This is a genomic window from Nocardioides salarius (assembly GCF_016907435.1).
GTDB classification, from domain to species: Bacteria; Actinomycetota; Actinomycetes; order Propionibacteriales; family Nocardioidaceae; genus Nocardioides; species Nocardioides salarius.
On sequence record NZ_JAFBBZ010000001.1, the window covers coordinates 410,295 to 435,987 of the forward strand.

General features: G+C 74.0%; 20 protein-coding genes. 5 read left to right on the top strand and 15 right to left on the bottom strand.

Features of this window, described 5'->3' with window-relative positions; genetic code table 11:
- Positions 1 to 125 precede the first annotated feature (125 nt).
- The 4 genes from pgsA to JOE61_RS02085 all read right to left on the bottom strand — a co-directional run bounded on the left by pgsA (position 126) and on the right by JOE61_RS02085 (position 6,577).
- On the bottom strand, positions 126 to 770 hold the full coding sequence (gene pgsA / locus JOE61_RS02070) for a CDP-diacylglycerol--glycerol-3-phosphate 3-phosphatidyltransferase (protein ID WP_193669280.1): 645 nt from the start codon (positions 768 to 770) through the stop codon (positions 126 to 128).
- Positions 767 to 2,200, bottom strand: coding sequence for a 30S ribosomal protein S12 methylthiotransferase RimO (gene rimO / locus JOE61_RS02075; RefSeq protein WP_227491838.1), 1,434 nt, complete (start codon positions 2,198 to 2,200; stop codon positions 767 to 769). Before rimO ends, pgsA begins: the two co-directional genes overlap by 4 nt.
- Before the next feature lie 100 nt (positions 2,201 to 2,300).
- Positions 2,301 to 4,160: a helix-turn-helix domain-containing protein gene (locus JOE61_RS02080; protein ID WP_193669278.1), complete on the bottom strand. Its 1,860-nt coding sequence runs from the start codon at positions 4,158 to 4,160 to the stop codon at positions 2,301 to 2,303.
- Complete coding sequence (locus tag JOE61_RS02085; RefSeq protein ID WP_227491836.1) at positions 4,157 to 6,577, bottom strand: DNA translocase FtsK; 2,421 nt, start codon at positions 6,575 to 6,577, stop codon at positions 4,157 to 4,159. The genes JOE61_RS02080 and JOE61_RS02085 overlap by 4 nt, the downstream gene beginning before the upstream one ends.
- Before the next feature lie 52 nt (positions 6,578 to 6,629).
- Here JOE61_RS02085 and JOE61_RS21440 point away from each other — a divergent pair, with 52 nt between their 5' ends.
- Positions 6,630 to 6,869, top strand: a complete 240-nt coding sequence (locus tag JOE61_RS21440) for a hypothetical protein (protein WP_227491813.1) — start codon at positions 6,630 to 6,632, stop codon at positions 6,867 to 6,869.
- Between the two features lie 272 nt (positions 6,870 to 7,141).
- Here the strand turns inward: JOE61_RS21440 and JOE61_RS02090 are convergent, their stop codons facing one another.
- The 10 genes from JOE61_RS02090 to gcvT all read right to left on the bottom strand — a co-directional run bounded on the left by JOE61_RS02090 (position 7,142) and on the right by gcvT (position 16,475).
- Positions 7,142 to 8,827, bottom strand: a complete 1,686-nt coding sequence (locus JOE61_RS02090; RefSeq protein ID WP_193669276.1) for a ribonuclease J — start codon at positions 8,825 to 8,827, stop codon at positions 7,142 to 7,144.
- A gap of 18 nt (positions 8,828 to 8,845) precedes the next feature.
- Positions 8,846 to 9,772 carry a 4-hydroxy-tetrahydrodipicolinate synthase gene (dapA, locus tag JOE61_RS02095; RefSeq protein ID WP_193669275.1) on the bottom strand — a complete coding sequence of 309 codons (927 nt, stop codon included), beginning with the start codon at positions 9,770 to 9,772 and terminating at the stop codon, positions 8,846 to 8,848.
- Positions 9,773 to 9,843: 71 nt separating this feature from the next.
- Entirely contained in the window at positions 9,844 to 10,779 is a 936-nt protein-coding gene (locus JOE61_RS02100; protein WP_193669274.1) for an LLM class F420-dependent oxidoreductase, read from the bottom strand.
- Between the two features lie 129 nt (positions 10,780 to 10,908).
- Complete coding sequence (locus JOE61_RS02105) at positions 10,909 to 11,325, bottom strand: NUDIX hydrolase (protein ID WP_193669273.1); 417 nt, start codon at positions 11,323 to 11,325, stop codon at positions 10,909 to 10,911.
- A 28-nt stretch (positions 11,326 to 11,353) separates the two neighbouring features.
- Positions 11,354 to 11,857 (bottom strand): dihydrofolate reductase, encoded by a 504-nt coding sequence (locus JOE61_RS02110; RefSeq protein ID WP_193669272.1) that lies wholly within the window; start codon positions 11,855 to 11,857, stop codon positions 11,354 to 11,356.
- Positions 11,854 to 12,666, bottom strand: a complete 813-nt coding sequence (locus tag JOE61_RS02115) for a thymidylate synthase (RefSeq protein ID WP_193669271.1) — start codon at positions 12,664 to 12,666, stop codon at positions 11,854 to 11,856. Before JOE61_RS02115 ends, JOE61_RS02110 begins: the two co-directional genes overlap by 4 nt.
- A 26-nt stretch (positions 12,667 to 12,692) precedes the next feature.
- Entirely contained in the window at positions 12,693 to 13,535 is an 843-nt protein-coding gene (locus JOE61_RS02120; protein ID WP_193669397.1) for a PhzF family phenazine biosynthesis protein, read from the bottom strand.
- 55 nt (positions 13,536 to 13,590) lie between these two features.
- A complete protein-coding gene (locus JOE61_RS02125; RefSeq protein WP_193669270.1) occupies positions 13,591 to 15,099 on the bottom strand; it encodes a hypothetical protein in 1,509 nt (502 codons plus the stop codon).
- A gap of 15 nt (positions 15,100 to 15,114) precedes the next feature.
- Positions 15,115 to 15,372 (bottom strand): hypothetical protein, encoded by a 258-nt coding sequence (locus JOE61_RS02130; protein ID WP_193669269.1) that lies wholly within the window; start codon positions 15,370 to 15,372, stop codon positions 15,115 to 15,117.
- Entirely contained in the window at positions 15,372 to 16,475 is a 1,104-nt protein-coding gene (gene gcvT, locus JOE61_RS02135; protein ID WP_193669268.1) for a glycine cleavage system aminomethyltransferase GcvT, read from the bottom strand. The genes JOE61_RS02130 and gcvT overlap by 1 nt, the downstream gene beginning before the upstream one ends.
- Before the next feature lie 88 nt (positions 16,476 to 16,563).
- Between gcvT and JOE61_RS02140 the strand changes: the two genes are divergently transcribed.
- Positions 16,564 to 18,096: a leucyl aminopeptidase gene (locus tag JOE61_RS02140; protein WP_193669267.1), complete on the top strand. Its 1,533-nt coding sequence runs from the start codon at positions 16,564 to 16,566 to the stop codon at positions 18,094 to 18,096.
- A gap of 31 nt (positions 18,097 to 18,127) precedes the next feature.
- Here the strand turns inward: JOE61_RS02140 and JOE61_RS02145 are convergent, their stop codons facing one another.
- Positions 18,128 to 18,502: a hypothetical protein gene (locus JOE61_RS02145; protein WP_227491812.1), complete on the bottom strand. Its 375-nt coding sequence runs from the start codon at positions 18,500 to 18,502 to the stop codon at positions 18,128 to 18,130.
- 88 nt (positions 18,503 to 18,590) lie between these two features.
- Between JOE61_RS02145 and lpdA the strand changes: the two genes are divergently transcribed.
- The 3 genes from lpdA (at position 18,591) to JOE61_RS02160 (ending at position 25,674) form a co-directional block, all read left to right on the top strand.
- Complete coding sequence (gene lpdA / locus JOE61_RS02150) at positions 18,591 to 19,994, top strand: dihydrolipoyl dehydrogenase (RefSeq protein ID WP_443678567.1); 1,404 nt, start codon at positions 18,591 to 18,593, stop codon at positions 19,992 to 19,994.
- A gap of 93 nt (positions 19,995 to 20,087) precedes the next feature.
- Complete coding sequence (gene sucB, locus JOE61_RS02155; RefSeq protein ID WP_193669266.1) at positions 20,088 to 21,944, top strand: 2-oxoglutarate dehydrogenase, E2 component, dihydrolipoamide succinyltransferase; 1,857 nt, start codon at positions 20,088 to 20,090, stop codon at positions 21,942 to 21,944.
- A 190-nt stretch (positions 21,945 to 22,134) separates the two neighbouring features.
- Positions 22,135 to 25,674 carry an ATP-binding cassette domain-containing protein gene (locus JOE61_RS02160; protein ID WP_193669394.1) on the top strand — a complete coding sequence of 1,180 codons (3,540 nt, stop codon included), beginning with the start codon at positions 22,135 to 22,137 and terminating at the stop codon, positions 25,672 to 25,674.
- The last annotated feature ends 19 nt before the right edge of the window (positions 25,675 to 25,693 follow it).

Genomic DNA, 25,693 nt, shown 5'->3' on the forward strand with positions numbered 1-25,693 from the left:
GCACGTGAACCTTGGATGTCCAGACATCCCGAAAGCACAATCCGGTCAACCACTGCCACCGCGGGCGGCCACGACTCGGCAAGATCTCCCGTTGTCGGGTCGTGGCCGTTCGTGAAAGAGGGCTCTCAGCCCCGGGGGCCGCGCAGCGTGTGGCGCTGCCTCCACAGGTCGCGGAAGAACTCCCAGCCCGACCACAGGGTCAGCGCGACAGCCGCCGCCAGCAGCACCTGGGCGAGGTAGAAGAGCACCTCGCCGGGCACCTCGAGCACGTCGGGCAGGTCGGGGTCGCGCAGCGGCAGGGTCAGCCCGCCCAGCGCCAGCGCCTGCGCCGTGGTCTTCCACTTGCCCAGGTCCTTGGCGGCGATCACCACCCGCTTGGCGACCGAGAGGCGCATCAGGGTGACGCTCCACTCGCGCAGCAGCACCACGATCGTGACCCACCACCAGACGTCGCCCACGATGGCCAGGGCGATCAGGGCCATGCCGGTGATCGCCTTGTCGGCGATGGGGTCGGCGATCTTGCCGAAGTCGGTGACCAGGTTGCGGGCCCGCGCGATGTCGCCGTCGATCTTGTCGGTGATCATGGCGAGCGCGAAGATCACGTAGGCCACGGTGCGCCAGGTCGCGGAGTCGCCGCCGTCGACCAGCAGCGCGGCGCCGAAGAACGGCACCATCACGATGCGCAGCGTCGTCAGCGCGTTGGGCAGGTTCCAGTTGCTCGGGCGCGTCGACTGCGCGGCGCCCGACCGCTCGCTGGTGGGCTCGGTCATCGGATCTCCTCGGCGATCAGGTCGACGCCGTCGGTGCCGGTCACCATGGCCGGCACCAAGTCGCCGATGCGCAGCCCAGCGGACTCGGGCAGGTAGGTGGTGCCGTCGACCTCGGGGCCCTGGTGGGCCGCACGGCCGGAGGCCAGCGGGTCGCCGTCCTCGTCGAGCAGGGCCTCGACGAGCACCTCGACGCGCTCGCCGACGCGCTCCTCGGCGCGCTCGGAGTTGAGCTGCTCGACCAGGGCGGTGACGTGCTCGGTGCGCGCGCGCACCTCGTCCTCGTCGAGCTTGCCGTCGAGGCGGGCCGCCTCGGTGCCGTCCTCGTCGGAGTAGCCGAAGACCCCGGTGACGTCCATCCGCGCGGCGACCAGGAAGTCGCACAGCGTCTCGAGGTCGTCCTCGCTCTCGCCGGGGAAGCCGACGATGACGTTGGAGCGCACCCCGGCCAGCGGCGCGAACGAGCGGACCTGCTCGAGCAGGCCCAGGAAGCTCTCCGGGTCGCCGAAGCGGCGCATCCGGCGCAGCACGGCGTTGCTGGCGTGCTGGAAGGAGAGGTCGAAGTAGGGCACCACGCCGGGCGTCGTGGCGATCGCCTCGATCAGCCCCGGTCGGGTCTCGGCGGGCTGCAGGTAGGAGACCCGCACCCGCTCCACACCCTCGATGGCGGCCAGCTCGGGCAGCATCGTCTCGAGCAGGCGCAGGTCGCCGAGGTCCTTGCCGTAGGACGTGGAGTTCTCCGAGACCAGGAACAGCTCGCGCACCCCCTGGGTGGCCAGCCACCGCCCCTCGGTCAGCACGTCGGCCGGCCGGCGCGAGACGAAGGAGCCCCGGAAGGCGGGGATCGCGCAGAACGAGCAGCGGCGGTCGCAGCCCGAGGCCAGCTTGAGCGGCGCCATCGGCCCCGAGTCGAGGCGTCGGCGTACGGCGCGCGGGCCGGTCGCGGGCCCGCCCTGGCCGACCGTGGTGACGTCGCCGTGGCCGGGCACGGCCAGCTCGGTCGCGGCCCGCTCGACCGGGCTGATCGGCAGCAGCCGGCGCCGGTCCTGGGGCGTGTGCGTCTCGTGGGTCTCCCCCGCCACGATCGAGCGCAGCCGCGCCGCGATCTCGGGGTAGTCGTCGAAGCCCAGCACGGCGTCGGCCTCGGGCAGCGACTCGGCCAGGTCCTTGCCGTAGCGCTCGGCCAGGCAGCCGACGGCCACGACCGCCTGCGCCTTGCCGCCGTGCTCGGTCTTGAGGTCGGCGGCCTGGAGCAGGGTGTCGACGGAGTCCTTCTTGGCGGCCTCGACGAAGCCGCAGGTGTTGACCACGACCGTGTCGGCCTCGGAGGCGTCGTCGACGAGCCGGAACCCGCCGGCCTCGAGGCGGCCGGCGAGCTCCTCGGAGTCGACCTCGTTGCGCGCGCAGCCGAGGGTCACCATCGCCACCGACAGCAGGTCGGGGGCGGTGGTCTGGTCAGGGGCGGCGGGTGTCTGGGTGCTCATGGCTGTCGTCGAGTATGGCCGCCCGGCACCCGGCCGCGCGAACCAGCGCTCACCGGTCGGCGACGAAGGTGTTCTGCGCCTCCTGGCCGGTGCTGCCCAGCGCGCCCTGCTCGACGCCGTCGACGCTGACCTCGAGCGAGCCGTCGCTGGACTGCACGCGCACCGGCTGGGAGACCTTGGTCAGCACCTTGGTCTCGCCGAAGGCCAGCGAGCCCTTGTAGACCAGGTCGTTGGCACCGTCGCGGACCACGACCTCGGCACCGCCGCCGGCAGCCGTCAGCACCACCGGCACCGGCTCACCGGCGGTGGTGGACCCGGCCGTCGAGAGCTGCGGGACGGGGTCGCGCAGCTCGACGGGGCTGTCGGTGATCAGCCGCGCGACCGACCAGGCCAGCACCAGCGCCATCACCGCGGCGATCAGCACCGACCAGTTCGGCCCGCCGCGGGTGGCGCGGATGGCGCCGCCCGAGCCGAGCTCGGCCTCGAAGACGCGACGCGGGTTGATCGGGGCGTCGGCGTACCGCTCGTCGTAGTGGGCCAGCAGGGGCGTCACGTCGGTGCCCAGCACCCGCGCGAGGGTGCGCAGGTGGCCGCGGGCGTAGAAGTCGCCACCGCAGGGCGCGAAGTCGTCGACCTCGATCGACTCGATGACGTGCGGGCGGATGCGGGTGCGGTCGGCCAGCTGGTCGACGCTGAGCCCCAGCCGGGTGCGGGCAGCGGCCAGCTCGGGGCCGATGACCGGATCGGCGGCGGGCTCACCGAGGTCGTCGAGCACGATCGGCTCGACCGGCGAACCCTCGGTGGCGATCGGGCGGACCCGCTCGTCGCGCTGGCTCCACTGCACGGTGTCCTCGACCAGCGACACGCTGCCGGGGCGGCGCAGCTCGCGGGCCTCGGGCAGCCGCACGGCGGTGTCGGAGCCCTCCGAGTCGTGGGTGTCGAGGCGCAGCGCGTTGGCGCCGAAGACCTGGGTCTGGTCCTGGTCGGGGCGCGCCAGGCTCACGTCGCTGCGGATCTCGGCGCGCACGGCCGTGACCGGGTCGCGCAGCGCCGCCGGGGTGGCGCTGGCGTACGACGCCGCCGGCTCCAGCACCGGCCGGGCCTCCCCCGCCGACGCGCCGCCGGGGCGGAACCGGTCGGGCAGCCCGGAGGCGACACGGCCGATCGCCTGGGCCAGCAGCGGGCGCGGGTCGGGCAGGCGGTGCGCGGCGGGCTCGGTGGTCTCGTCGGTGCCGGTGCCGGTGTCGGTGACGGTGTCGGCACCGGTGTGGAGCACCGGGTCCGGCTGGACCTCGGGCTGGATCTCGGGCTGGTCGGCGAGCGGCGCCTCAGCCTCCAGGTCGCCCCGGGCCGCCGCCCACTCCTCCTCGTCGACGTACTCGTAGCCCTCGATGTGGACGACCTCGGTGGCGCCGTCGGCCAGCTCGTCGAGCGCCGCGACCAGGTCGGAGCCCTCGGGCACCCCGGTCACGGTGGTGGCCAGGGCCAGCGGCACGCTGCGCGGCTCGTCCTCGCCCGCCAGCACGTCGAGCGAGCCGTCGCGCCAGAAGCGCCGGCGCGCGAGCACCTCGACCGCGTCGATGTCGCTCCAGGGCAGGCCGTGCCAGCTGCGGCCGCGCCGCAGCCGCACCCCGTGCTCGTCGGCGACGAAGAGCGGCGCCCGGCTGTCGGCCAGCGTCGCGAGGTGCACCGCGGCGATCGCGCCCACCAGGGTGAGCAGCGCCCAGTCGAGGGCGCTGCCGCCCCCGGCGACGCGCACGACGTACGCCGCCGCCACCAGGGTGGCCACGACGCCGAGCCCGGCCGCGACACGCACGTCACGGCGCACCTCGACGGTGCGGTGCTCGGCCTCGGCCTGGATCTCGGTCTGGGTCTCGGTCATGGTCGGGTCCATCTGGTCCTCGCTCACATCTCCCCCTGCAGGGTCGCGACCAGGCCGTCGACCTCGTCGGGCTTGATCAGCACGTCACGGGCCTTGGAGCCCTCGGAGGGACCGACCACGCCACGGGACTCCAGGATGTCCATGAGGCGGCCGGCCTTGGCGAAGCCCACGCGGAGCTTGCGCTGCAGCATCGAGGTGGAGCCGAACTGGGTCGAGACGACCAGCTCGATCGCCTGGATGACCAGGTCCATGTCGTCGCCGATGTCGTCGTCGAGGTCGCGCTTGGCGGCCGCCGGGGCGGTCACGTCCTCGCGGTAGGTCGGCTCCAGCTGGGTCTTGCAGTGCTGCACGACCTGCGCGATCTCGGCCTCGGTGACCCAGGAGCCCTGCACACGCACGGCCTTGGAGGCCCCCATGGGCAGGAACAGCCCGTCACCCTGGCCGACCAGCTTCTCCGCACCCGGCTGGTCGAGGATGACCCGGCTGTCGGAGAGGCTCGAGGTGGCGAAGGCCAGCCTGCTCGGCACGTTGGCCTTGATCAGGCCGGTGACGACGTCGACGCTGGGGCGCTGGGTGGCCAGCACCAGGTGGATGCCGGCCGCTCGGGCCAGCTGGGTGATCCGCACGACCGCGTCCTCGACGTCGCGGGGGGCGACCATCATCAGGTCGGCGAGCTCGTCGACGATCACCAGCAGGTAGGGGTAGGGCGAGAGCTCGCGCTCGCTGCCCGGGGGCACCTCCACCTTCCCGGCCCGCACCGCCTTGTTGAAGTCGTCGATGTGGCGGAAGCCGAAGTTGGCCAGGTCGTCGTAGCGCATGTCCATCTCGCGCACGACCCAGGCCAGCGCCTCGGCGGCCTTCTTGGGGTTGGTGATGATCGGGGTGATCAGGTGCGGCACGCCCTCGTAGGCGTTGAGCTCGACCCGCTTGGGGTCGACCATGATCATCCGGACCTCGTCGGGCGTGGAGCGCATCAGGATCGAGGTGATCATCGAGTTGATGAACGACGACTTGCCCGAGCCGGTGGCACCGGCCACCAGCAGGTGCGGCATCTTCGCCAGGTTGGCGACGACGAAGCCGCCCTCCACGTCCTTGCCCAGGCCGCAGACCATCGGGTGGTGGTCGCTGCGGGCCGTGCCCGAGCGCAGCACGTCGCCGAGGCTGACGATCTCCTTGTCGATGTTGGGGATCTCGATGCCGATCGCGGACTTGCCCGGGATCGGGCTGAGGATCCGCACGTCGGCCGAGGCGACGGCGTACGCGATGTTCTTGCTGAGCGCGGTGACCTTCTCGACCTTAATGCCGGCGCCGAGCTCCACCTCGTAGCGGGTGACCGTGGGTCCCCGGGTGTAGCCGGTGACCTGGGCGTCGATGCCGAACTCGTCGAGCACGTTGGTCAGGCGGGCGACGACGTCGTCGCTGGCCTTCGAGCGGGCCTTGTGCACCGAGCCGGGCTTGAGCACCTCGTTGGCCGGCAGCGAGTAGGTGATGTCGCCCGAGAGCGAGAGCTGCTCGACGCGCGGGGGCAGCGGCGAGTGCGGCGGCGGCTCGAGCTCCTCCTTGGCGGCCTCGGGCTCGGGCACGACCGGGGCGGGGGCGAAGATGTCCACGCCGACGCTGCTGTCCTCGCGCTCGCCGCGCGCGGCCTGCTGCTCGACGGTGAGGTCCTCGTCCATCGCCACGTCGAGGGCGTCGCGCTCCCGCTTGCGCTTGCGCTTGTCGATCTCGCGGTCGCTGAGCACCGGGGTGTCGTACGCCGGGTCGCCCATGTCGGGGTCGATCTCGTCGTCCTCGCGGCGCGAGCGACCGCGCGGGGCGCGCTCGTCGTCGTCGAGGTGGCGGCCCAGGGCCTGGTCGCGCAGGGCCGCGAGCTTGTCGGGCACCTGGTAGACGGGGGTGGCGGTGACGACCAGCACGCCGAACGCCACGAGCATCAGCAGCAGCGGCACCACGACGTACGTCGAGCGCAGCAGGTCGAGCAGCAGCGAGGAGACGACGTAGCCCACCGCTCCCCCGCCGGCCTGCAGCGGGGTCGCGTCGCCGGCGACCGGCTGCGGGCTGCCGTTGGCGATGTGCACGATCCCGAGCAGGCCGAAGGCCAGCGCGGTCCACCCGATGACCTGACGGCCCGCGGGGCCGTTGCTGACCGGATCGCGCATGGTGCGCCAGCCGACCCAGACCAGGGCCATCGGCACGAACCAGCCGAGCTTGCCGACGGAGCCGGCGACGGCGGTGCGCACCGGGTCGGTGACCGGGCTCTGGATCTGGAACCACACCGCACCCGCGGTCACGACCGCCAGCGCCAGCAGCAGCAGGCCGGCGCCGTCACGACGGTGCTCGGGGTCGAGGTCGCGGGCGCTGCGCCCGATCCCCCGGGCCAGCGCGCCGACGCCGTGGGCCACGGCCAGCCACACCGCCCCGATCCCGCGCGCCACCGCGCCCAGCGTGAGCAGCACCGGGCTGGGCCCGCTGCGCACCGCGCGAGGGGCCGGCCGCTTGGCCGTGCTCTTCTTCTTGGTCGTCGGGGTGCGCTTGGAGCTCGACGGGCGCTTGCCGGTCGAGCTCGCGCGCGCAGCGCTGGTGGTGGAGGTACTCCGAGGTCGGGTGCTTGAGCTGCCGGACCGGGTCGAGGACCCGTTCGTGGACGTGCTCGTGCTCCGCGACCCCGGCGGGGAAGACGTACGGGTCGCCATGCTGGCCACCCTAGGGGAACGCCTCACCAGTCCCAGGGATTAACACTCGCCCCACCCTCACGTGTCGCTTGAGGGTTTTGCACGAGCAGCTCGGGGCGAGGCACGAGCCCCGAGCGTGGGCTCGGGCAGGTCGAGCAAGCCCCGCGGCCGAGGAACGAGGCCGCGACGGGCGGGTCGAGACCACCCGACCCACCGACGAGGCACGATCCGCGTGGGCTCGGGCAGGTCGAGCAAGCCCCGCGGCCGAGGAACGAGGCCGCGACGGGCGGGTCGAGACCACCCGACCCACCGACGAGGCACGAGCCCCAGGGGCGATCAGGACTCGATGACCACCGGGATGATCATCGGGCGGCGCCGGTGGGTGCTGGAGACCCAGCGGCCGATGACGCGGCGCACGGTCTGCTGCAGCTGGTAGGTGTCGGTGCTGCCCTCGGCGACGGCGAGGTCGAGCGCCTCGATGATGGCCGGCTTGACCTCCTCGAGGCTGGCAGCGTCGATGGCGTTGCCGCGGGCGTGGATCTCGGGACCGCTGGCGACCTTGCCGGTGACCGAGTCCATCACCACGATCACGGAGATGAACCCCTCCTCTCCGAGGATCCGCCGGTCCTTCAGGTCCGACTCGGTGACGTCGCCGACCGAGGAGCCGTCGACGTAGACGTAGCCGCAGTCGACCTTGCCGACCACCTGGGCCACCCCGTCGACCAGGTCGACGACCACGCCGTCCTCGGCGACCACGACGTTGGGCGCGCCCGTCATCCGGGCCAGCGCGGCGTTGGCCTGCATGTGCCGGATCTCGCCGTGCACCGGCAGCACGTTGCGCGGCTGCACGATGTTGTAGCAGTAGAGCAGCTCGCCGGCGCTGGCGTGCCCGCTGACGTGCACCATCGCGTTGCCCTTGTGCACGACGTTGGCGCCCCAGCGGGCCAGCCCGTTGATGACCCGGTAGACGGCGTTCTCGTTGCCGGGGATCAGGCTCGAGGCGAGCAGGACGGTGTCGCCCTCCTCGATGTGCACGATGTTGTGGTTGCGCTGCGCGATCCGCGCCAGCGCGCTCATCGGCTCGCCCTGCGAGCCGGTCGAGATGAGCACCTGGTGCTCGGCCGGCAGCTGCGCGAGCTGCTTGGCCTCCACCACCGTGTTGGGCGGCACCTTGAGGTAGCCCAGGTCGCGGGCGATGCCCATGTTGCGCACCATCGAGCGCCCCACCCACGCCACCTGGCGCTCGTGGGCGTACGCCGCGTCGAGGACCTGCTGGACCCGGTGGATGTGGGAGGCGAAGCAGGCGACGATGATGCGCTGCTCGGAGTCGCGGAACACCTGGTCGATCACGGGGGTGATCGCCTTCTCGGTCGGGGTGAACCCCGGCGTCTCGGCGTTGGTGGAGTCGGTGAGGAAGAGGTCGACCCCCTCCTCCCCCAGCCTGGCAAAGGCCCGCAGGTCGGTGATCCGCCCGTCGAGGGGCAGCTGGTCCATCTTGAAGTCGCCGGTGTGCAGCACGGTGCCGGCGCTGGTGCGGATCGCCACGGCCAGCGCGTCGGGGATGGAGTGGTTGACCGCGACGAACTCGAGGTCGAAGGGCCCGAAGCTGATCCGGTCGCCCTCCCTGACCACGTGGTGCACGGACTCGCGCAGCCGGTGCTCGCGCAGCTTGGAGCCCAGCAGCGCCAGGGTCAGCTCGGAGCCGACGAGCGGGATGTCCTCGCGCTCGCGCAGCAGGTAGGGCGTGGCCCCGATGTGGTCCTCGTGCCCGTGGGTGAGCACCAGGGCCTCGACGGTGTCGAGGCGGTCCCTGATCGAGGACCAGTCGGGCAGGATCAGGTCGACGCCGGGCTGGTGGTCCTCGGGGAAGAGCACCCCGCAGTCGACGATGAGCAGGCGGCCCTGGTGCTCGAAGGCGGTCATGTTGCGACCGACCTCGCCGAGCCCGCCGAAGGGGATCACGCGCAGCCCGTGGTCGGGCAGGGCCGGTGGCGCGGACAGCTCGGGGTGGGGGTGGGACATGCAGGTCCTGTCTGGTGGTCAGGCCTCGGTCGCGCTGGCCGGCAGGAGCCCGGCCGCCGCGAGGCCGACGCGCAGCGCCTCGACCTCGGTGTCGTCGAGCGCGACCAGGGGCGCGCGGACGTGGCGGTTCTCGAGCACGCCCAGCAGCTGCAGCGCGGCCTTGGCGGTGGTGGCTCCGTAGTTGGCGACGCCCATGACGGCGTCGATCGCGGGGAGCATCCGCGTGAAGATCTCGAGGGCGGCGGCGTTGTCGCCGCGCGCGTGCGCGTCGGCCATCGCCCGCAGCTCGCGGCCGGCGACGTGGCCCACGACGCTGACGACGCCGACGGCGCCGTGCGCCAGGTAGCCGAGGTTCGCCTCGTCGTCGCCGGAGTAGACGGCGTAGCCCATCTGGCCCAGCCGGACCGCGCGCACGAGGTCGCCGACGGCGTCCTTGACCGCGACGACCCGGTCCCAGGCGATGGCCTGCTCGTAGGTCTCCATGGCGATCGTGGTGCCGGTGCGGCCGGGCACGTCGTAGAGCATCACGGGCAGGTCGGCCGACTCCACGACGGTGCGGAAGTGGTGCAGCACGCCGGCCTGGCCGGGCTTGTTGTAGTACGGGGTGACCAGCAGGATGCCGTCGACGCCGATCTTCTCGGCCTGCTGGGCCAGCTCGACCGAGTGCGCGGTGGCGTTGGTGCCGACGCCGGCGACCACGACCGCGCGCTCGCCCACGGCGTCCTTGACGGCGGCGAGGATCCTGCCGTCCTCGGCCACCGTCGTGGTCGGCGACTCACCGGTCGTGCCCGAAACCACGACGCCGTCGTTGCCGTGCTCGACCAGGTGCGTGGCGATGCGCGCGGTGGCGTCGAGGTCGACCGACCCGTCCGCGTGGAACGCGGTGGCCATCGCGGTCAGGACTCGGCCGAACGGCGCGGGGTTCGGCGCGGGGGTCGAGGTCATGGGAGCAGGTTATCGCTGGTTTCGAGACGGTCGCTGCGCGACCTCCTCAACCGAGGTGCGGGGCGCCCTGCTCAACCGACCTGCGGCACGACCTGCTCGGCCACGAGCCGCAGGTGGTCGAGGTCGCCCAGGTCGAGGGTCTGCAGGTAGAGGCGGGTCTGGCCGGAGCCGTCGTAGCGCCCGATCGTGTCGACGACCTCCTCGACGGTGCCCGCCAGGCCGTTCTCGCGCAGCTCGTCGGGGTCGCGGCCGATGGCCGCCGCGCGGCGGGCCACGTCGGCCTCGGTCTCGCCCACGCACAGCACGAGCGCGCTGGAGTAGACCAGCGAGGCCGGGTCGCGGTCGACGGCCTCGCAGGCGGCCCGCACCCTGTCGTGCTGCTCGAGGCCCTCCTCGAAGGGCACGAACGGCAGGTTGAACTCGTCGGCGTACGCCGCCGCGAGCGCCGGTGTGCGCTTCTTGCCGCGCCCGCCGATGAGCACCGGCGGCCCGCCCCGGTGGCCGTTGCGCTGCACCGGCTTGGGCAGGCCCGGGGAGTCGAGCACCGTGTGGTGCCGGCCCTCGTAGGTGAAGCCGCCCTCGGTGGACCACAGGCCGGTCACGACCGCCAGCTGCTCCTCGAAGCGGTCGAACCGCTCGCCCACCGCCGGGAACGGGATGGCGTACTTCTGGTGCTCGGCCTCGAACCAGCCGGCACCGAGACCGAGCTCGACCCGCCCGCCGCTCATCTGGTCGACGTTGGCCACCGAGATCGCGAGCGGACCCGGGTGACGGAAGGTGGCGCTGGTCATCATGGTGCCGAGCCGGATGGTGCTGGTCTCGCGAGCGAGCCCGGCCAGCGTGATCCAGGCGTCGCTCGGCCCCGGCAACCCCTCGGTGCCCATGCCCAGGTAGTGGTCGGAGCGGAAGAACGCCCCGAACCCCAGTCGTTCGGCCTCCTGGGCCACCCTCAGCAGGTCGTCGTAGGTGGCGCCCTGCTGGGGCTCGGTGAAGATGCGCAGCTCCATGGGGCCAGCCTGCCACCCGCCCGCCGCCGGCGCCCCGCTGCCGCCCCACGACCTCTCCCCGCGAGTTCGTCGACCGGTTGATCAACGGACCCGGCCGTTGATCAACCGGTCGACGAACCCAGGAGGGGGTCAGTGCGGGCGGGGTGCCGCCGACGAGCCGAGGGCGCGCAGGGCGGGCAGCACGTGGTGCTCGAGCATCGGCGCCAGGTCGGCGTGGCCGTCGCCGTCGAGCGACATCCACCGCAGCTCCGCGATCTCGGCGGCCGCACGCGGCTCCCCCGGCAGCGCGGCGGTGAAGACGGTGGAGTGCAGCTGGCGTCCCGGCTCGTTGGCGGCCGGCGCCAGGTAGACGCCCAGCGGCACGAGCGCGCCGGGCCCGCCCACGTCGAGGCCGACCTCCTCGCGGGTCTCGCGCACCGCGGCGTCGTACGCCGACTCGCCGGGCTCGGGCTTGCCGCCGACGAGCATGAAGCGCGCGGTGCCGCGCTTGCGCACGGTGAGCACCTGCTCGTCGCGCACGAAGGCGACCGCCGCGACGACGATCATCGGGTGATCACCGGGCGGTACCGGGCGGTCACCGGCGCTCCCACCAGACCCAGTCGAGGCCCAGGTCGGGCCGGTGCTCGCGGCGGGTCTCGGTCCACTCGTCGAGGGAGAACACCGGGTAGGTCGCGTCGCCGGCGGGCTCGAGGTCGACCTCGGTCAGCACCTGGTGGGTCGCGAGCGGGAGCGCCAGGCGGTAGACCTCCCCTCCCCCGGCGACGACCACGTCGCCCGGCAGGTCGGCGGCGACCCCGAGCGCCTCGTCGAGGCTGCGCACCACGCGCACGTCGTCGAACCCGGGGTCGAACGACGGGTCGCGGGTCAGCACGACCGTGGTGCGGCCCGGCAGCGGGCGCCCGATCGAGTCCCAGGTGCGCCGGCCCATCACCAGGACGTGGCCGAGCGTCTCGCGCTTGAAGTGGGCGAAGTCCTCGGAGATGCGCCACGGGATGTCGCCGTCGGCACCGATCACGCGGTTGCGGGCGTACGCCGCGACCAGCACGACGCGCTGGTCGGTGCGGGGAGCGGGCGTCATACGGCGATCGGGGCCTTGATCACCGGGTGCGGGTCGTAGCCCTCGAGCGTGACGTGCTCGAGCTCGAAGGCGTCGATCTCGGTGACCGCGGGGTCCAGGCGCAGCGTCGGCAGCGGCCGGGGCTCGCGGGTCAGCTGCAGGCGGGCCTGGTCGAGGTGGTTGGTGTAGAGGTGCGCGTCGCCCAGGGTGTGCACGAAGTCGCCGACCTCGAGCCCGGTGACCTGGGCGACCATGTGGGTCAGCAGCGCGTAGGAGGCGATGTTGAACGGCACGCCGAGGAAGGTGTCGGCCGAGCGCTGGTAGAGCTGGCACGACAGCCGGCCCGGGCCGCCGTCGGGCGAGGGCGCGACGTAGAACTGGAAGAGCGTGTGGCAGGGCGGCAGCGCCATGTCGTCGACGTCGGCGACGTTCCAGGCCGAGACGATGTGGCGCCGCGAGTCGGGGTTGGTGCGGATCTGCTCGACGACCTTGGCGAGCTGGTCGACGTGACCACCGTCGGGTGTGGGCCACGAGCGCCACTGGTGGCCGTAGACCGGGCCGAGGTCGCCGGCCTCGTCGGCCCACTCGTCCCAGATGCTGATGCCGCGCTCCTGCAGCCACGCGACGTTGGTGTCACCGCGCAGGAACCACAGCAGCTCGCCGAAGACCGAGCGGGTGTGCACCTTCTTGGTGGTCACCAGGGGGAAGCCCTGGCGCAGGTCGAAGCGCATCTGGTGGCCGAAGACGCTGAGCGTGCCGGTGCCGGTGCGGTCGGACTTCTCGACGCCCTCGTCGAGGATCCGCTGGAGGAGGTGGAGGTAGGCCTGCACGCCCCGACCCTAGCGCCGCGGCCCGGTCACAGGTGCAGCTCGCCCGCGATGGTGGTGCGCGTGGCCCCGCCGACCCAGACCTGCGCGTCGGACCCCTGGCCCTCCAGGTCGACGTGCACGCGTCCGCGACGACCGATGGCGGTGCCCTGAGCGGCGACGTACGACGTCGCGAGCCCCTCGCCCAGCACCCGCTCCCCCAGCAACCACTGGGCCAGGCCGGCGTTGAGGCTGCCGGTGACCGGGTCCTCGGGCACCCCGATGCCGGGGCAGAAGGCCCGCACCTCCAGCGCCGCCTCCGAGCCGGTTGCGTGGGCGCCGACGACCCCGATCTCCAGGTCGTCGAAGGCCGACCAGTCGGGCCGCAGGCCGAGCACGGCGTCGGCGTCGCGCAGCAGCACCGCCACCCAGCCCGGCCCGTTGTCGACCCACGCCGCCGCGCGGACCTCGTCGGGCGCCAGGCCCAGCGCCCGGCGCACCCGCGCCAGGTCGGCCTCCTCGACCGGGCCCGAGCGCAGCAGCGGCGGGGCGGCGAAGGCCAGCCGCTCCCCGTCGCGGCGCACCGGCACCAGCCCGGCACCGCACTCCTGCACCACCGTCTCGCCCTGAGCGAGGCCGCCGGCCTCGAGCCAGGCGTGCGCCGAGCCGAGGGTCGGGTGGCCCGCGAAGGGCAGCTCCTCGCCCGGCGTGAAGATCCGCAGCCGGTAGTCGGCCGCCGGGTCGGTGGGACGCAGCAGGAACGTCGTCTCCGACAGGTTGGTCCAGCGCGCGAACGCCGCCATCTGCTCGGTGGTGAGGTCGTCGGCGTCGTGGACCACCGCGACCGGGTTGCCGAGCAGCGGCTCGGTGCTGAACACGTCGACCTGGCTCATCCGCACGCGCCGACTCTAGGTGTACCCGGCCACGAGGCCGGCGCGGACGGGTCGCTCAGCGGGCCAGCAGCGGTTCACCGTCGGCGCTGGAGACCCGCAGGTGGTCGGTGCACGAGCCCGAGCCGACGAAGCAGGTGCGCAGCAGCCAGCCGCGGGCCTCGGAGAGCCGACGGAACTCGTCGGCGCCCGCCACCTGGGAGCCGTCGCCGATGACGTAGGTGATCGCGCCGGTCGTGCTGAACGCCGCGTCGAGGGCGATCTCGTCGGATCGCACCCCGGCCGCTCGCCGGCGGCCGGTGGCGGTGTCGTGGACCCGCAGCGGGGCGTAGCGCCCGCCACCGACCCGGGTCAGGACGTAGCCACCCCCGAACGAGAGCTGGGCTCCCACGCCGCGCCGGGTGCGTGGCGGGCCGAACGGCCCGTCGAAGGTGATCGAGCCCGGCGTGCCCTGGACCACCCTGGTCAACCCGTCGACGTCCAGCAGCGTGGCCGGCCCCGGTGACACGTCCTCCCGTCCCGCCGGGTCGTCGACGGGACGCCACTCGTGCGAGCCGGCTCCGTCGACGTAGTGCAGCGTCGGGCCCTCCAGCGCCACCGGCCCCACCCCGGCCGGCGGCGTCTCGTCGTCGGCCCCGAGCCCTACCAGCACGCGGCGGCCGAGCTCGGTGCCGTCGCTCGCGTCGACGACCACCAGCTCGTCGCTGCCGGCCTCGACCCAGGCCACCCATCCCCGCTCCCGCTCGCCGACGAGCGCGGCGCCGGGGGCGGAGCGCCCCAGCAGCAGCCGCGCACCCGACGCGTCGGCGCGCACCACCCGGCCCTCGCCGTCGCTGTAGACGGCCGCCTCGCGCACCGCGACCAGCCGGCGCACACCCGGCACGCCGAGCGCGCTGAAGCCGACCACGAGCTCGCCGGCGGCGTACCACGGGATCGGCACCGAGTGCTCGAGCTGGCGCACCCGCGCCGGGCCGACGACCTCCTCGACCTGCTCGGCCTCCGGCGGCTCCTCGGACCGCAGGCCGCGCCAGGTGGCCAGGCCCACCAGCAGCGCCAGCACCAGCGCCAGGACGAGCGGCCCCCGACGCGCCCGCCGGGGCGCCCGCGCCGCGACCTCGGCGGCCGAGCGGCCCACCACGGGCACGTCCGCGGCCAGCTCGCGCGCCTGCTGCTCCAGCCCGGGCGTCGCGGGGTCGCCCGGGCTGGGCCAGCAGCCCGACAGCGCCGCCACGTCCTGGTCGGGCAGCCCGGCGAGCGCGGAGAGCACGAGGCAGGCGCGACGACCGGGCTCGAGACGGTCGAGGCCCGGGGCCGCGGTGGCGGGCTCCTCGTGCCACCACCGCGTGCGGTCGCGCGCCCGCTCCTCGAGCAGCAGCCGCCACACCTCGGCGTCGGGGCCGGAGCCCTGCCGCACCTCGGCCCACGCGCGTCCGGCGCGCGCCAGCGCCCGGTCGGTCAGGGTGGCGGCGTGGCCCGGCGGGCTGCCCAGCACCGCCACCGCCTGCACCAGCCCGGGGCGCCTCGCGGCGACGTACGACGCGAAGTCCTGCTCGTCGGCCGCACGCACGGGGTGAGGGGTGGGTCAGGGATGCAGCGACATGGGCCCGTAGACCCGCCGCTCGAGCTCGAAGAGGACCACGGCGTCGACGCCGTCGTCGGCCAGGTCGGCGAACGCCTCGCCCACCCACGACTCCGCGTCGGCCTGGCTGGAGAAGCGCTGGCCGGCCAGCTCGCCCTCGACGCTGACCTCGTTGCCCTCGGCGTCCTCGAGGCGCCACCACCAGGGGCGCTCGGCGGGCGTGGGCGGACGGAAGGTCGGGGGCTGCTCGGGCAGGTTCATCAGGACTCCTTGACCGACGGGTCGACGAACGGGGGCTTGGTGAGCTGGAAGATCTCGCGACGGCCGCGGATGTCGACGCCGACCTCGGCGTCGGGGGCCACGCTGGCGGCCACCAGCGCCAGGCCCGCGCCCTTGCGCAGGGTGGGGCTGAAGGTGCCCGAGGTGACCTCGCCGACCAGCACGTCGGCGGTGAGCGAGACGCTCATGCCGGGGCGCGGGATGCCGCGCCCGGTCGCGACGATGCCGCGCAGCACCCGCGCCGGCTTCTCGGCCCGCTCGCGCACCAGCACGGAGCGGCCCCAGAAGGCCGGCTTGTCCCAGCCGACCGCCCAGGCCATCCGGGCCTGCACGGGAGTCACGTCGAGCGAGATGTCCTGGCCGTGCAGCGGGTAGCCCATCTCGGTGCGCAGCGTGTCGCGGGCGCCCAGCCCGCAGGGCAGGATGCCGTGCTCGGCGCCCGCCTCGAGCAGGGCGTCCCACACCGCGCCCGCCGACTCGTTGGGCACCAGCAGCTCGTAGCCCCGCTCCCCGGTGTAGCCGGTGCGGCACACCACGACCGTCGCGCCGGCGTACGTCGCCTCGACGAAGCTCATGTAGTCGTGGTCGACCGGCAGCCCCAGCGCGGTCATCACCTCGTCGCTGCGCGGGCCCTGCACGGCGAGCACGGCCAGGTCGCGGTGCCGGTCGACGACCTCGACCCCGTCGGGCGCCGACCCGGCGAGGCGGCGCACCACCTCGGCGGTGTTGGCGGCGTTGGGCACCAGCAGCACCCGCTCGTCGGAGTAGCGGTAGACGATCAGGTCGTCGACCACGCCGCCGGTCTCGTCGTCGCAGCACAGCGTGTACTGCGCCTGCCCGGGGCCGATCCGGTCGAGGTCGTTGGTCAGGCAGGCGTTGACGTACGCCGCCGCCCCGGGCCCGGTGACCTCGGCCTTGCCGAGGTGGCTGACGTCGAAGACGCCCACGCCCTCGCGGACCGCGGTGTGCTCGGCCACCACGCCGGTGGGGTACTCCAGCGGCATCTCCCACCCGCCGAACGGGGCCGTCTTGGCCCCCAGCGCCCGGTGGCGGTCGTGCAGCGGCGAGGTCAGCAGGTCGGCCATGGCGCGAACCTACCCCAGCGACATCCGCGCGGGCGGGGGTGACGCGGGTCGCGTCACGGGGTGGTCGCGCCATGGTTAGTGTGGCGCGGTGACCTCGTTTACCTTGCGCAGTGCCAGCCCCGCCAAGACCAAGGCCGACGCCGTCGTCGTCGGTGTCGTGCAGAGCAGCCCCACGGGCCGCCGCTCGGCCAAGGAGACCGGCCCCCGCCTCGACCTCGCGCCCGGCGCGGAGGACGTCGCCAAGGCCTACGGACGCAAGCTGCGCCCGCTGCTGGCCAGCCTCGACGTCAAGGGCGCCGTCGGCGAGGTCACCCGCATCCCCACCTCGGGCGCCATCGGCGCCCCCCTGCTGGTCCTCGTCGGGCTCGGCAGCGACCCCCAGCCCGCCGACCTGCGCCGCGCCGCCGGCGCCGCGGCCCGCGCGGTGACCAACGCCGCCCACGTCGCGGTGGCGCTGCCGGCCGAGGCGCCCGAGCAGGTGCGCGCGGTGGCCGAGGGCTGGGCGCTGGGCGCCTACACGTTCACGACGTACAAGCAGGACACCACGCGCGACGACACGACCGCGGGCGAGGTGGTGCTGCTCAGCGGCGCCGCCCGCAAGAAGGAGGTCGTCACCGCGCTCGAGGAGGCCCAGGTCGTCACCCGCGCCGTCGCGGCCACCCGCGACTGGGTCAACACTCCCCCGGGCGACCTGCGCCCGCCGCACTTCGCCGAGTCGGCCCAGGCCCGCGCCAAGGAGCTCGGCAAGGGCCGCGGCGCCCCCAGGCTCACCCTGCGCGTGCTCGACGAGGCGGAGCTCGCCGAGCTCGGCTGCGGCGGCATCCTCGGTGTCGGCGCCGGCTCCTCCGCACCGCCGCGGCTGGTCGAGATCACCTACGCGCCCAAGGGCGCCACGACCCACCTGGCACTGGTCGGCAAGGGCATCACCTTCGACTCCGGCGGGCTGAGCATCAAGCCCGCCCAGGGCATGCACGAGATGAAGTCCGACATGGCCGGCGCCGCCGCGGTCATCCAGGCCACCTTCGCCATCGCCGAGCTCGGCCTGCCGGTCAAGGTCTCCTGCTTCGCGCCGATGGCCGAGAACATGGTCTCCGGCAACGCCACCCGGCCCGGCGACATCCTCACGATGTACGGCGGCAAGACCGTCGAGGTTCTCAACACCGACGCGGAGGGCCGCCTCGTGCTCGGCGACGCGCTGGTGCGCGCCACCGAGACCGACCCCGACCTGATCGTCGACGTCGCCACCCTGACCGGCGCCATGGTCGTCGCCCTCGGCAACAAGATGGCCGGCGTCATGGGTTCCGAGGACGTCGTGGCCAAGGTCGTCGACGCGGGCGCCAGCGCCGGCGAGCCGATCTGGGCGATGCCGATCCCCGAGGAGATGAAGCAGCGCGTCACCTCCAGCAAGATCGCCGACCTCGCCCAGCACGACTGGGTGCGCTGGGGCGGCGGGCTCTTCGCCGGCGCGTTCCTGCGCGAGTTCACCGACGGGCGCCCCTGGGCGCACCTCGACATCGCGGGGCCGTCGTACAACGCCGGCGGCCCCGACGGGCACCTGACCAACGGCGGCACCGGCTTCGCCGTCGCGACGCTCGTCGACCTGGCCCGCGGCCTGGCCTGAGCGCTCCTGCTGGGGCCGGGGCCGGCGGGACCTACGGGTCCTGCCGGCCCTGCTTCTTCATCCGGCTGTTGTAGTCGCGCATCCGCTGCGGGATGCCCACCAGCCCGGCGTCGTACGACGGCACCTGGAAGCGGTTGCAGAAGTCGTGCGCCCAGTCGATCGACGGCACCCGGCGCCGGGTCCACTCGCCGTCGTGGGCCACCAGCAGCAGCGTCACGTCGCTGACCGCCGTGCGGGGCTCGACGAAACCCTCGACCCCGCGCCGCTCGGAGACCCAGGAGCTGAGGTGCTCGCGGTCGACGGCGTCGGAGGCGCGCACCCTCGTCGAGCCGGTGCGCGCGGCGTCACGCGCCGGCTTGCGCATGCGCGGCTTCGAGCCCCGGCGGAAGCGGTCCATGAGTCCCATGGGGTCCAGTCTGCCAAGAGACCCGAGCCGATGACCCGAAGGGCGGTGTGGACACGCTCGCCGGAAGTGCAAGGATGAACCGCAGATCGTGATCACCCACGGAAGGACGACGGTGGCCGACACCGACTTCGACGTACTCATCCTCGGCGCTGGCTCGGGGGGTTATGCGTGCGCGTTGCGCGCCGCCCAGCTAGGGCTCAAGGTCGCACTGGTGGAGAAGGGCGACCTCGGCGGCACCTGCCTGCACGTGGGCTGCATCCCCACCAAGGCGCTGCTGCACGCCGCGGAGATCGCCGACTCGGCGCGCGACTCGGAGCAGTTCGGGGTGCGCGCCACCCTCGAGGGCATCGACATGGCCGGCGTGAACTCCTACAAGGACGGCGTCGTCTCCCGTCTCTTCAAGGGCCTGACCGGGCTGGTCAAGGGCCGCGGGGTCACCGTCGTCGCCGGCGAGGGCCGCCTGACCGGGCCCCGCGAGGTCACCGTCGACGGCACCGCCTACACCGGGCGCCACGTCGTGCTCGCCACCGGCTCCTACGCCCGCTCGCTGCCCGGCCTCGAGGTCGACGGCGAGCGCGTGATCACCTCCGAGCACGCGCTGCGCCTCGAGCGGGTGCCGTCGTCGGTCGTGGTGCTGGGCGGCGGCGTCATCGGCTGCGAGTTCGCGAGCGTGTGGCGCTCCTTCGGCGCCGAGGTCACCATCGTCGAGGCGCTGCCCCGCCTGGTGGCCGCCGAGGACGAGGCCAGCTCGAAGGTGCTCGAGCGCACCTTCAAGAAGCGTGGCATCAAGGCCCGCACCGGCACCCCCTTCCAGAGCGTCGAGACCACCGACGACGGCGTCGCGGTCACCCTCGAGGGCGGCGACGTGGTCGAGGCCGAGCTGCTGCTGGTCGCGGTCGGGCGCGGCCCGGTCACCGACGGCCTCGGCTACGACGAGCAGGGCGTCGAGATGGAGCGCGGCTTCGTGCGCACCGACGAGCGCTGCCGCACCAACCTCGAGGGCGTCTACGCCGTCGGCGACATCGTGCCCGGCCTCCAGCTGGCCCACCGCGGCTTCCAGCAGGGCATCTTCGTGGCCGAGGAGATCGCCGGCCTCGAGCCGACGCCGATCGACGAGACCGGCATCCCCCGCGTCACCTACTCCCACCCCGAGGTCGCCTCGGTCGGCCTCGACGAGGCGACCGCGCGTGCGACGTACGGCGACGACCAGGTCGAGACGCTGACCTACGACCTCGGCGGCAACGGCAAGAGCCAGATCCTCAGGACCCAGGGCTTCGTCAAGCTCGTGCGCCGCACCGACGGCCCCGTCGTGGGCGTCCACATGGTCGGCGACCGGGTCGGCGAGCTGATCGGCGAGGCCCAGCTGATCTACGGGTGGGAGGCGCACGCCGAGGACGTCGCCCCGCTGGTGCACGCCCACCCCACCCAGAACGAGGCTCTCGGCGAGGCCCACCTCGCCCTGGCCGGCAAGGCGCTGCACGCGCACTCGTGACGGGCTCCTAACCTGGAGCCCCCACACATCGCCACATCCGTCACACCCGCACCACCGAGCACCCCATCGAAGACCGCGAGCGAAGGAACTGCATTGGCCACCGAAGTCAACCTCCCGGAACTGGGTGAGTCCGTCACCGAGGGCACCGTCACACGCTGGCTGAAGCAGGTCGGCGACACCGTCGCGGTCGACGAGCCGCTGCTGGAGATCTCCACCGACAAGGTCGACACCGAGATCCCCAGCCCCGTCGCCGGCACGCTGCTCGAGGTCAAGGTCGAGGAGGACGACACCGTCGAGGTGGGCGCGCTCCTGGCCGTGATCGGTGACGAGGGCGAGTCCAGCGGCGACTCCGACGACACCGCCACCCCGGAGGCGCAGCCCGCCGACGAGGACGAGGCCGAGAAGAAGGCCGAGCAGGAGGAGGAGGTCGCCGAGGAGACCGGCGACCTGCCCCCCGGCGACGAGACCCCCGAGTCGGCCAAGTCCGGCTCTGACGACAAGCCGCTCGAGGAGACCGAGAAGCCGGCCGCCGCGACCAAGAAGTCCGGCGGCAGCGGCACCACCGTGACCCTGCCCGAGCTGGGCGAGTCGGTCACCGAGGGCACCGTGACCCGCTGGCTCAAGCAGGTCGGCGACGAGGTCGCCGTCGACGAGCCGCTGCTGGAGATCTCGACCGACAAGGTCGACACCGAGATCCCCTCCCCCGTGGCCGGCACCCTCCTCGAGGTGAAGGTCTCCGAGGACGAGACCGTCGAGATCGGCGCCGAGCTGGCCGTCATCGGCGACGGCTCCGCCGGCGACGCCGAGCCGGAGCCCGAGCCCGAGCCCGAGCCGGAGCCCGAGCCCGCCAAGGAGGAGCCGAAGCAGGAGGCCGCTCCCGCCCAGGAGAAGGCTCCCGAGCCGACCAAGGAGCAGGAGAAGCCCGCTGCCCGCGCCTCCGAGCCGGCCCCCGAGCAGCCTGCCCGCGAGAGCGGTTCGTCGGGTGGTCAGTCCTCGAGCGGCCAGGGCGACGGTCCCGGCTACGTGACCCCGCTGGTGCGCAAGCTCGCCGGCCAGCACGGCGTCGACCTCAACACCGTCACCGGCACCGGTGTCGGCGGGCGCATCCGCAAGCAGGACGTGCTCGAGGCCGCCAAGGCGAAGGAGGAGCCGGCCGCGCCGGCCGCCTCCTCGGCCCCGTCGCCGTCGGCCCCCGCGGCGAGCTCGGGCGGCGCCCCGGCGCCGACCAGCCCCTCGCCGCTGCGCGGCAAGACCGAGAAGCTCTCGCGGCTGCGCAAGATCATCGCCGCGCGGATGGTCGAGTCGCTGCAGGTCTCGGCCCAGCTCACCCAGGTCGTCGAGGTCGACGTCACCAACATCGCCCGCCTGCGCGAGGCCAACAAGGCCGACTTCCAGGCCCGCGAGGGCGTCAAGCTCTCCTACCTGCCGTTCTTCGCCAAGGCGGCGGTCGACGCGCTCAAGCAGCACCCCTCGCTGAACGCGACGATCGACACCGAGGCCGGCGAGGTGACCTACTACGACCGCGAGAACCTCGCGTTCGCGGTGGACACCGAGAAGGGCCTGATCACCCCGGTGGTCAAGGACGCCGGCGACCTGTCGATCTCGGGCCTGGCCCGCAAGATCGCCGACGTGGCCGAGCGCACCCGCACCAACAAGATCGGCCCCGACGAGCTGTCGGGCGGCACCTTCACGATCACCAACCTCGGCAGCGTGGGTGCGCTCTTCGACACCCCCGTGATCAACCAGCCGCAGGTCGCGATCCTGGGCCCCGGTGCCGTGGTCAAGCGTCCGGTCGTCATCGACGACCCCAACCTGGGCGAGACCATCGCGGTGCGCCACATGGTCTACCTGGCGCTGACCTACGACCACCGCCTGGTCGACGGCGCCGACGCGGGCCGCTTCCTGCAGGAGGTCAAGCAGCGCCTCGAGAGCGGCCAGTTCGAGGTCTGAGCCCCGCTCGCGGCAGCGCCGCGCACGCACGACCACCACGCCCCGCCCGGGCCTCCCGGGCGGGGCGTGGTGCGTGCGGCGCTCGGTCGGCACCTGGTGCTCGTCGCAGTGCTCGTCGCAGGGCGCCGCCACCCTGAAATGAAGAGGCGCCCGGGGGCCTCGAGGGCATAGCGTCGGGGGCACCGTGACGATGACCGATCTCGGCGCCCACCCCGCGCCGCTCCAGACCCCTCCGCCCACCGACCCGCCGGCGCAGCGACGACCCGTCGACTGGCGCCGGATGCGCAGCCCGTGGGCGGTGCTCGCCCTGCTCGGCTCGCTGCTCGGCGCCATCGGCACCGCGGCCGGCTCGGCCGTCGCCGGCCGCCTGGCCGAGGACGCCAGCGTCGCCCTGGTCTGGCTGCTGGCGCTGTGCGTGGTCGGCGCCGCGGTGCTCGACTCGCTCGGTCGCACCGTCTGGGCCGGCGTCACCGACCGCGCCGAGGGCCAGCTGCGCGCCGACCTCCTCGACGCCGCGATGCTGCAGCCGCTGGCCGCGCTCGACGAGCAGGCGGTCGGCGAGGTGCTCGACCGGGTCGACGACGACACCCACGAGGTCGGCTCGCTGCTGCGCCAGAGCGTGTGGATGGCCATCCGCACGCTGCTGGCCTCCGGGCCGCTGTGGCTGGTCGCGGGGCTCACCTGGTGGCCGGCGTTCATCCTGTTCCCGCTGGCCGGGGTCGCCGCGGTCGCGGTCGTGCGCCCGCTGCTGCCGCAGATCTCCGAGCGCAAGGTCGTCGAGGAGATCGCCTGGACCGACCACGCGGCCGCCATGGAGGAGGGCGTCGCCGCCCGCGACGACCTGCGCACCTCCCTGGGCCAGGCCCACCTCGTACGCCGCTGCACCGAGCTCGCCGCGACGGTGCACGCGCGCTTCGCCGAGGTCCTGCAGCTGGAGAGCCAGGTCGGGCGGCGCACCGGCACGCTGCTGCACGGCATGCTCGCCGGCACCGCCGTCGTCGGGGTCGCCCTGGTGCTCGGCGACCGGCTCGGCACCGCCGCGCTGGTCACGCTGTTCCTGGTCACCACCACCTTCGTGGGCCAGGTCGACCAGCTGGCCCGCCAGCTGCCCGACCTGCAGGCCGGCTTCGGCGCGGTGCTGCGCCTGCGCCAGCTAATGGGCGCCGAGGCCGAGCCCACCGGCGGCGAGCCGCTGCCCACCGGACCGCTCGACCTCGAGCTGCGCGACCTGCACTTCTCCTACGGCACCGGGCCGTTCGCGCTGCAGGGCGTCGAGCTGAGGGTGCCCGCGGGCACCACCTGCGCGCTCGTGGGCCGCACCGGCTCGGGCAAGTCGACGCTCGCCTCGCTGGTCTCCCGCGCCGTCGACCCCGAGCCGGGCAGCGTGCTGCTGGGCGGGCGCGACGTGCTCGACCTCGACCTGCAGGCGCTGCGCAGCGCGGTCGGGGTGGTCACCCAGCGCACCGAGATCCTGGCCGGCACCCTCGCCGAGAACATCGCGCTCTTCGCCGGCGGCTCGCGCGCGGCCGTCGAGGGCGCCGTCGCCGAGCTCGGTCTCGACAGCTGGGTCTCCGGCCTGCCCCGGGGCCTCGACACCCCGCTCGGGCCGGGCGGCACGACCCTGTCGTCCGGCGAGGAGCAGCTGGTCGCCTTCGCCCGGCTGCTGGTGCGCGACGTGCGCGTGGTGGTGCTCGACGAGGCCACCGCCCGGATGGACCCCGTGACCGAGGCCCGCGTCGTGCGCGCCGCCGACCGGCTGCTCGCCGGCCGCACCGGCCTGCTGGTGGCCCACCGCCTGGGCACCACCGAGCGGGCCGCGCAGGTGGCCGTGCTCGAGGCCGGCCGGGTGGTGCAGCAGGGGCCGCGCGCCGCGCTCGCCCGCGAGAGCGGGGCGTTCCGCGACCTGCTCGAGGCCTCCGCGCACGAGCAGTCGCACGAGCACGACCACGACGACACCCACGCCGCGGCACACCAGGCCGCGCGCGACGCCGACCTCGGCAGCACGCGGCGTACGGGCGAGGCGCCGGCGCAGCCGACCCTGCGCGCGCTGCCCAGCCTGACCCGCACCGTGTGGAACGCGCTGCTGGTCGAGCCCCGGTGGGGCCTGCTGGGCGCGCTGCTCTTCACCTTCTCGGCCACCACGGGCGCCTTCGGCGCGGTCACCGGCTGGATCTGGGGCCTGCTGGTCGAGGACCTGCAGCAGGGCGGGCGCCCGTGGGGCCTCGTCGGCGCGCTGGTCGTCTCGCTGATGGTCGCGCCGCTGCTGCTGGCGTGGGCCTTCAAGGTCTACCCGCGCTGGTGGATCGCGGTGATGCTGCGGGTGCGCGCCACGGTGCTGCAGGGCCAGACCGAGCAGCAGCGGCTCGTCCGGACCCCGCCGGGCGAGGTGGTGGCCCGGGCGATGGACGCCGACCGGCTCGCCCGGTACGCCGACCGGTGGGTCGACTTCGTCAACGGCCTGGTCATCGTGGCGCTGACCTCGGTGCTGGCCCGCAGCCTGCTCGCCGGCGCGGTGCTGCTCGCGGTGATGGTCACCTCGGCCCTGGCCTCCTCGCTCGGGCGCCGGGTCGCCGGCCGCTCGGCCGCGGCCTCGTCCGCGGCCCGCGCGCGCTTCGGCCGCTCGCTGGTCTCGGCGCTGGAGTCGGTGCGCACCGTCAAGCTCGCCGCCGCGACCCCCGACGTCCACCAGCACCTGCGCGACGTCGACCACGGTCGCGTCGAGGCGGCGGTCAAGGAGCACCGGGTGCAGGCGCTGCTCGACGGCGTGCCGATCGTGATGGTCCAGCTGGGCTTCGTGGCCGCCTGGGCGGTCTACGTCGCCGGCGGCTGGGGGCTGGCCACCGCACTGCTGGTCGGCAACGCCGTCGCCGGCTTCGACTGGTTCGGCCGGGTCGCGGGCTCGGTGGTGACCGAGGCCCCGGGCACCCGGGCGTGGCTGCACGAGACCAGCCGCCTGGCCGGCGGTGGCGACCTGATGGCCGAGCCGCCCGGCGTCGACCTGGTCGCCGGGGACTCCCCCGCGCCGGCCGTGCCCGCCCGGGAGGCGCTGCGCACCCTCGAGGTGCGTGGCCTCAGCGCGGTGCACGACGACGGCACGGTCGGTGCCCACGGCATCGACCTGCGCGTCGAGCGCGGCGAGCTGGTGCTGCTGCTGGGCCAGGTCGGCTCCGGCAAGTCCAGCCTGCTCTCCGCGCTCGCCGGGCTGGTGACCACGCGCGGCGAGGTGCGCTGGAACGACCGGGTGCTCGCCGACCCCGAGACCGAGCTGCGCCCCGGCCGGGTCGCCCACGTGGCCCAGGGGCCGCGGGTGCTCTCGGGCACCTTCCGCGACAACATCCGCCTCGACCACCCCGACCGGCAGGTCGAGCCGGCGGTCGCCGGCGCCCGTCTGGAGCGCGACGTGGCCGAGGCCGGGGGCGCCGACTCCCTGGTCGGGCACCGCGGCGTACGGCTGTCGGGTGGGCAGGTGCAGCGGGTGGCCCTGGCGCGCGCGCTGGCCTGCGACGCGGAGGTGCTGCTGGCCGACGACGTCTCCTCGGCGCTCGACGCCGCCACCGAGATCGAGCTGTGGGAGTCGCTGCGCGAGCGCGGCACGACGGTCATCGGCGCCACCTCCAAGACCGCCGCCCTGGCCCGCGCCGACCGGGTCGTGGTGCTGGTCGACGGCACCGTGGCCGCCACCGGGCCGTGGTCGCAGCTGGCCCCCCGCTGGCGCCACCTCGCCGGCTGACCCCCTCGCCGACCCGGCC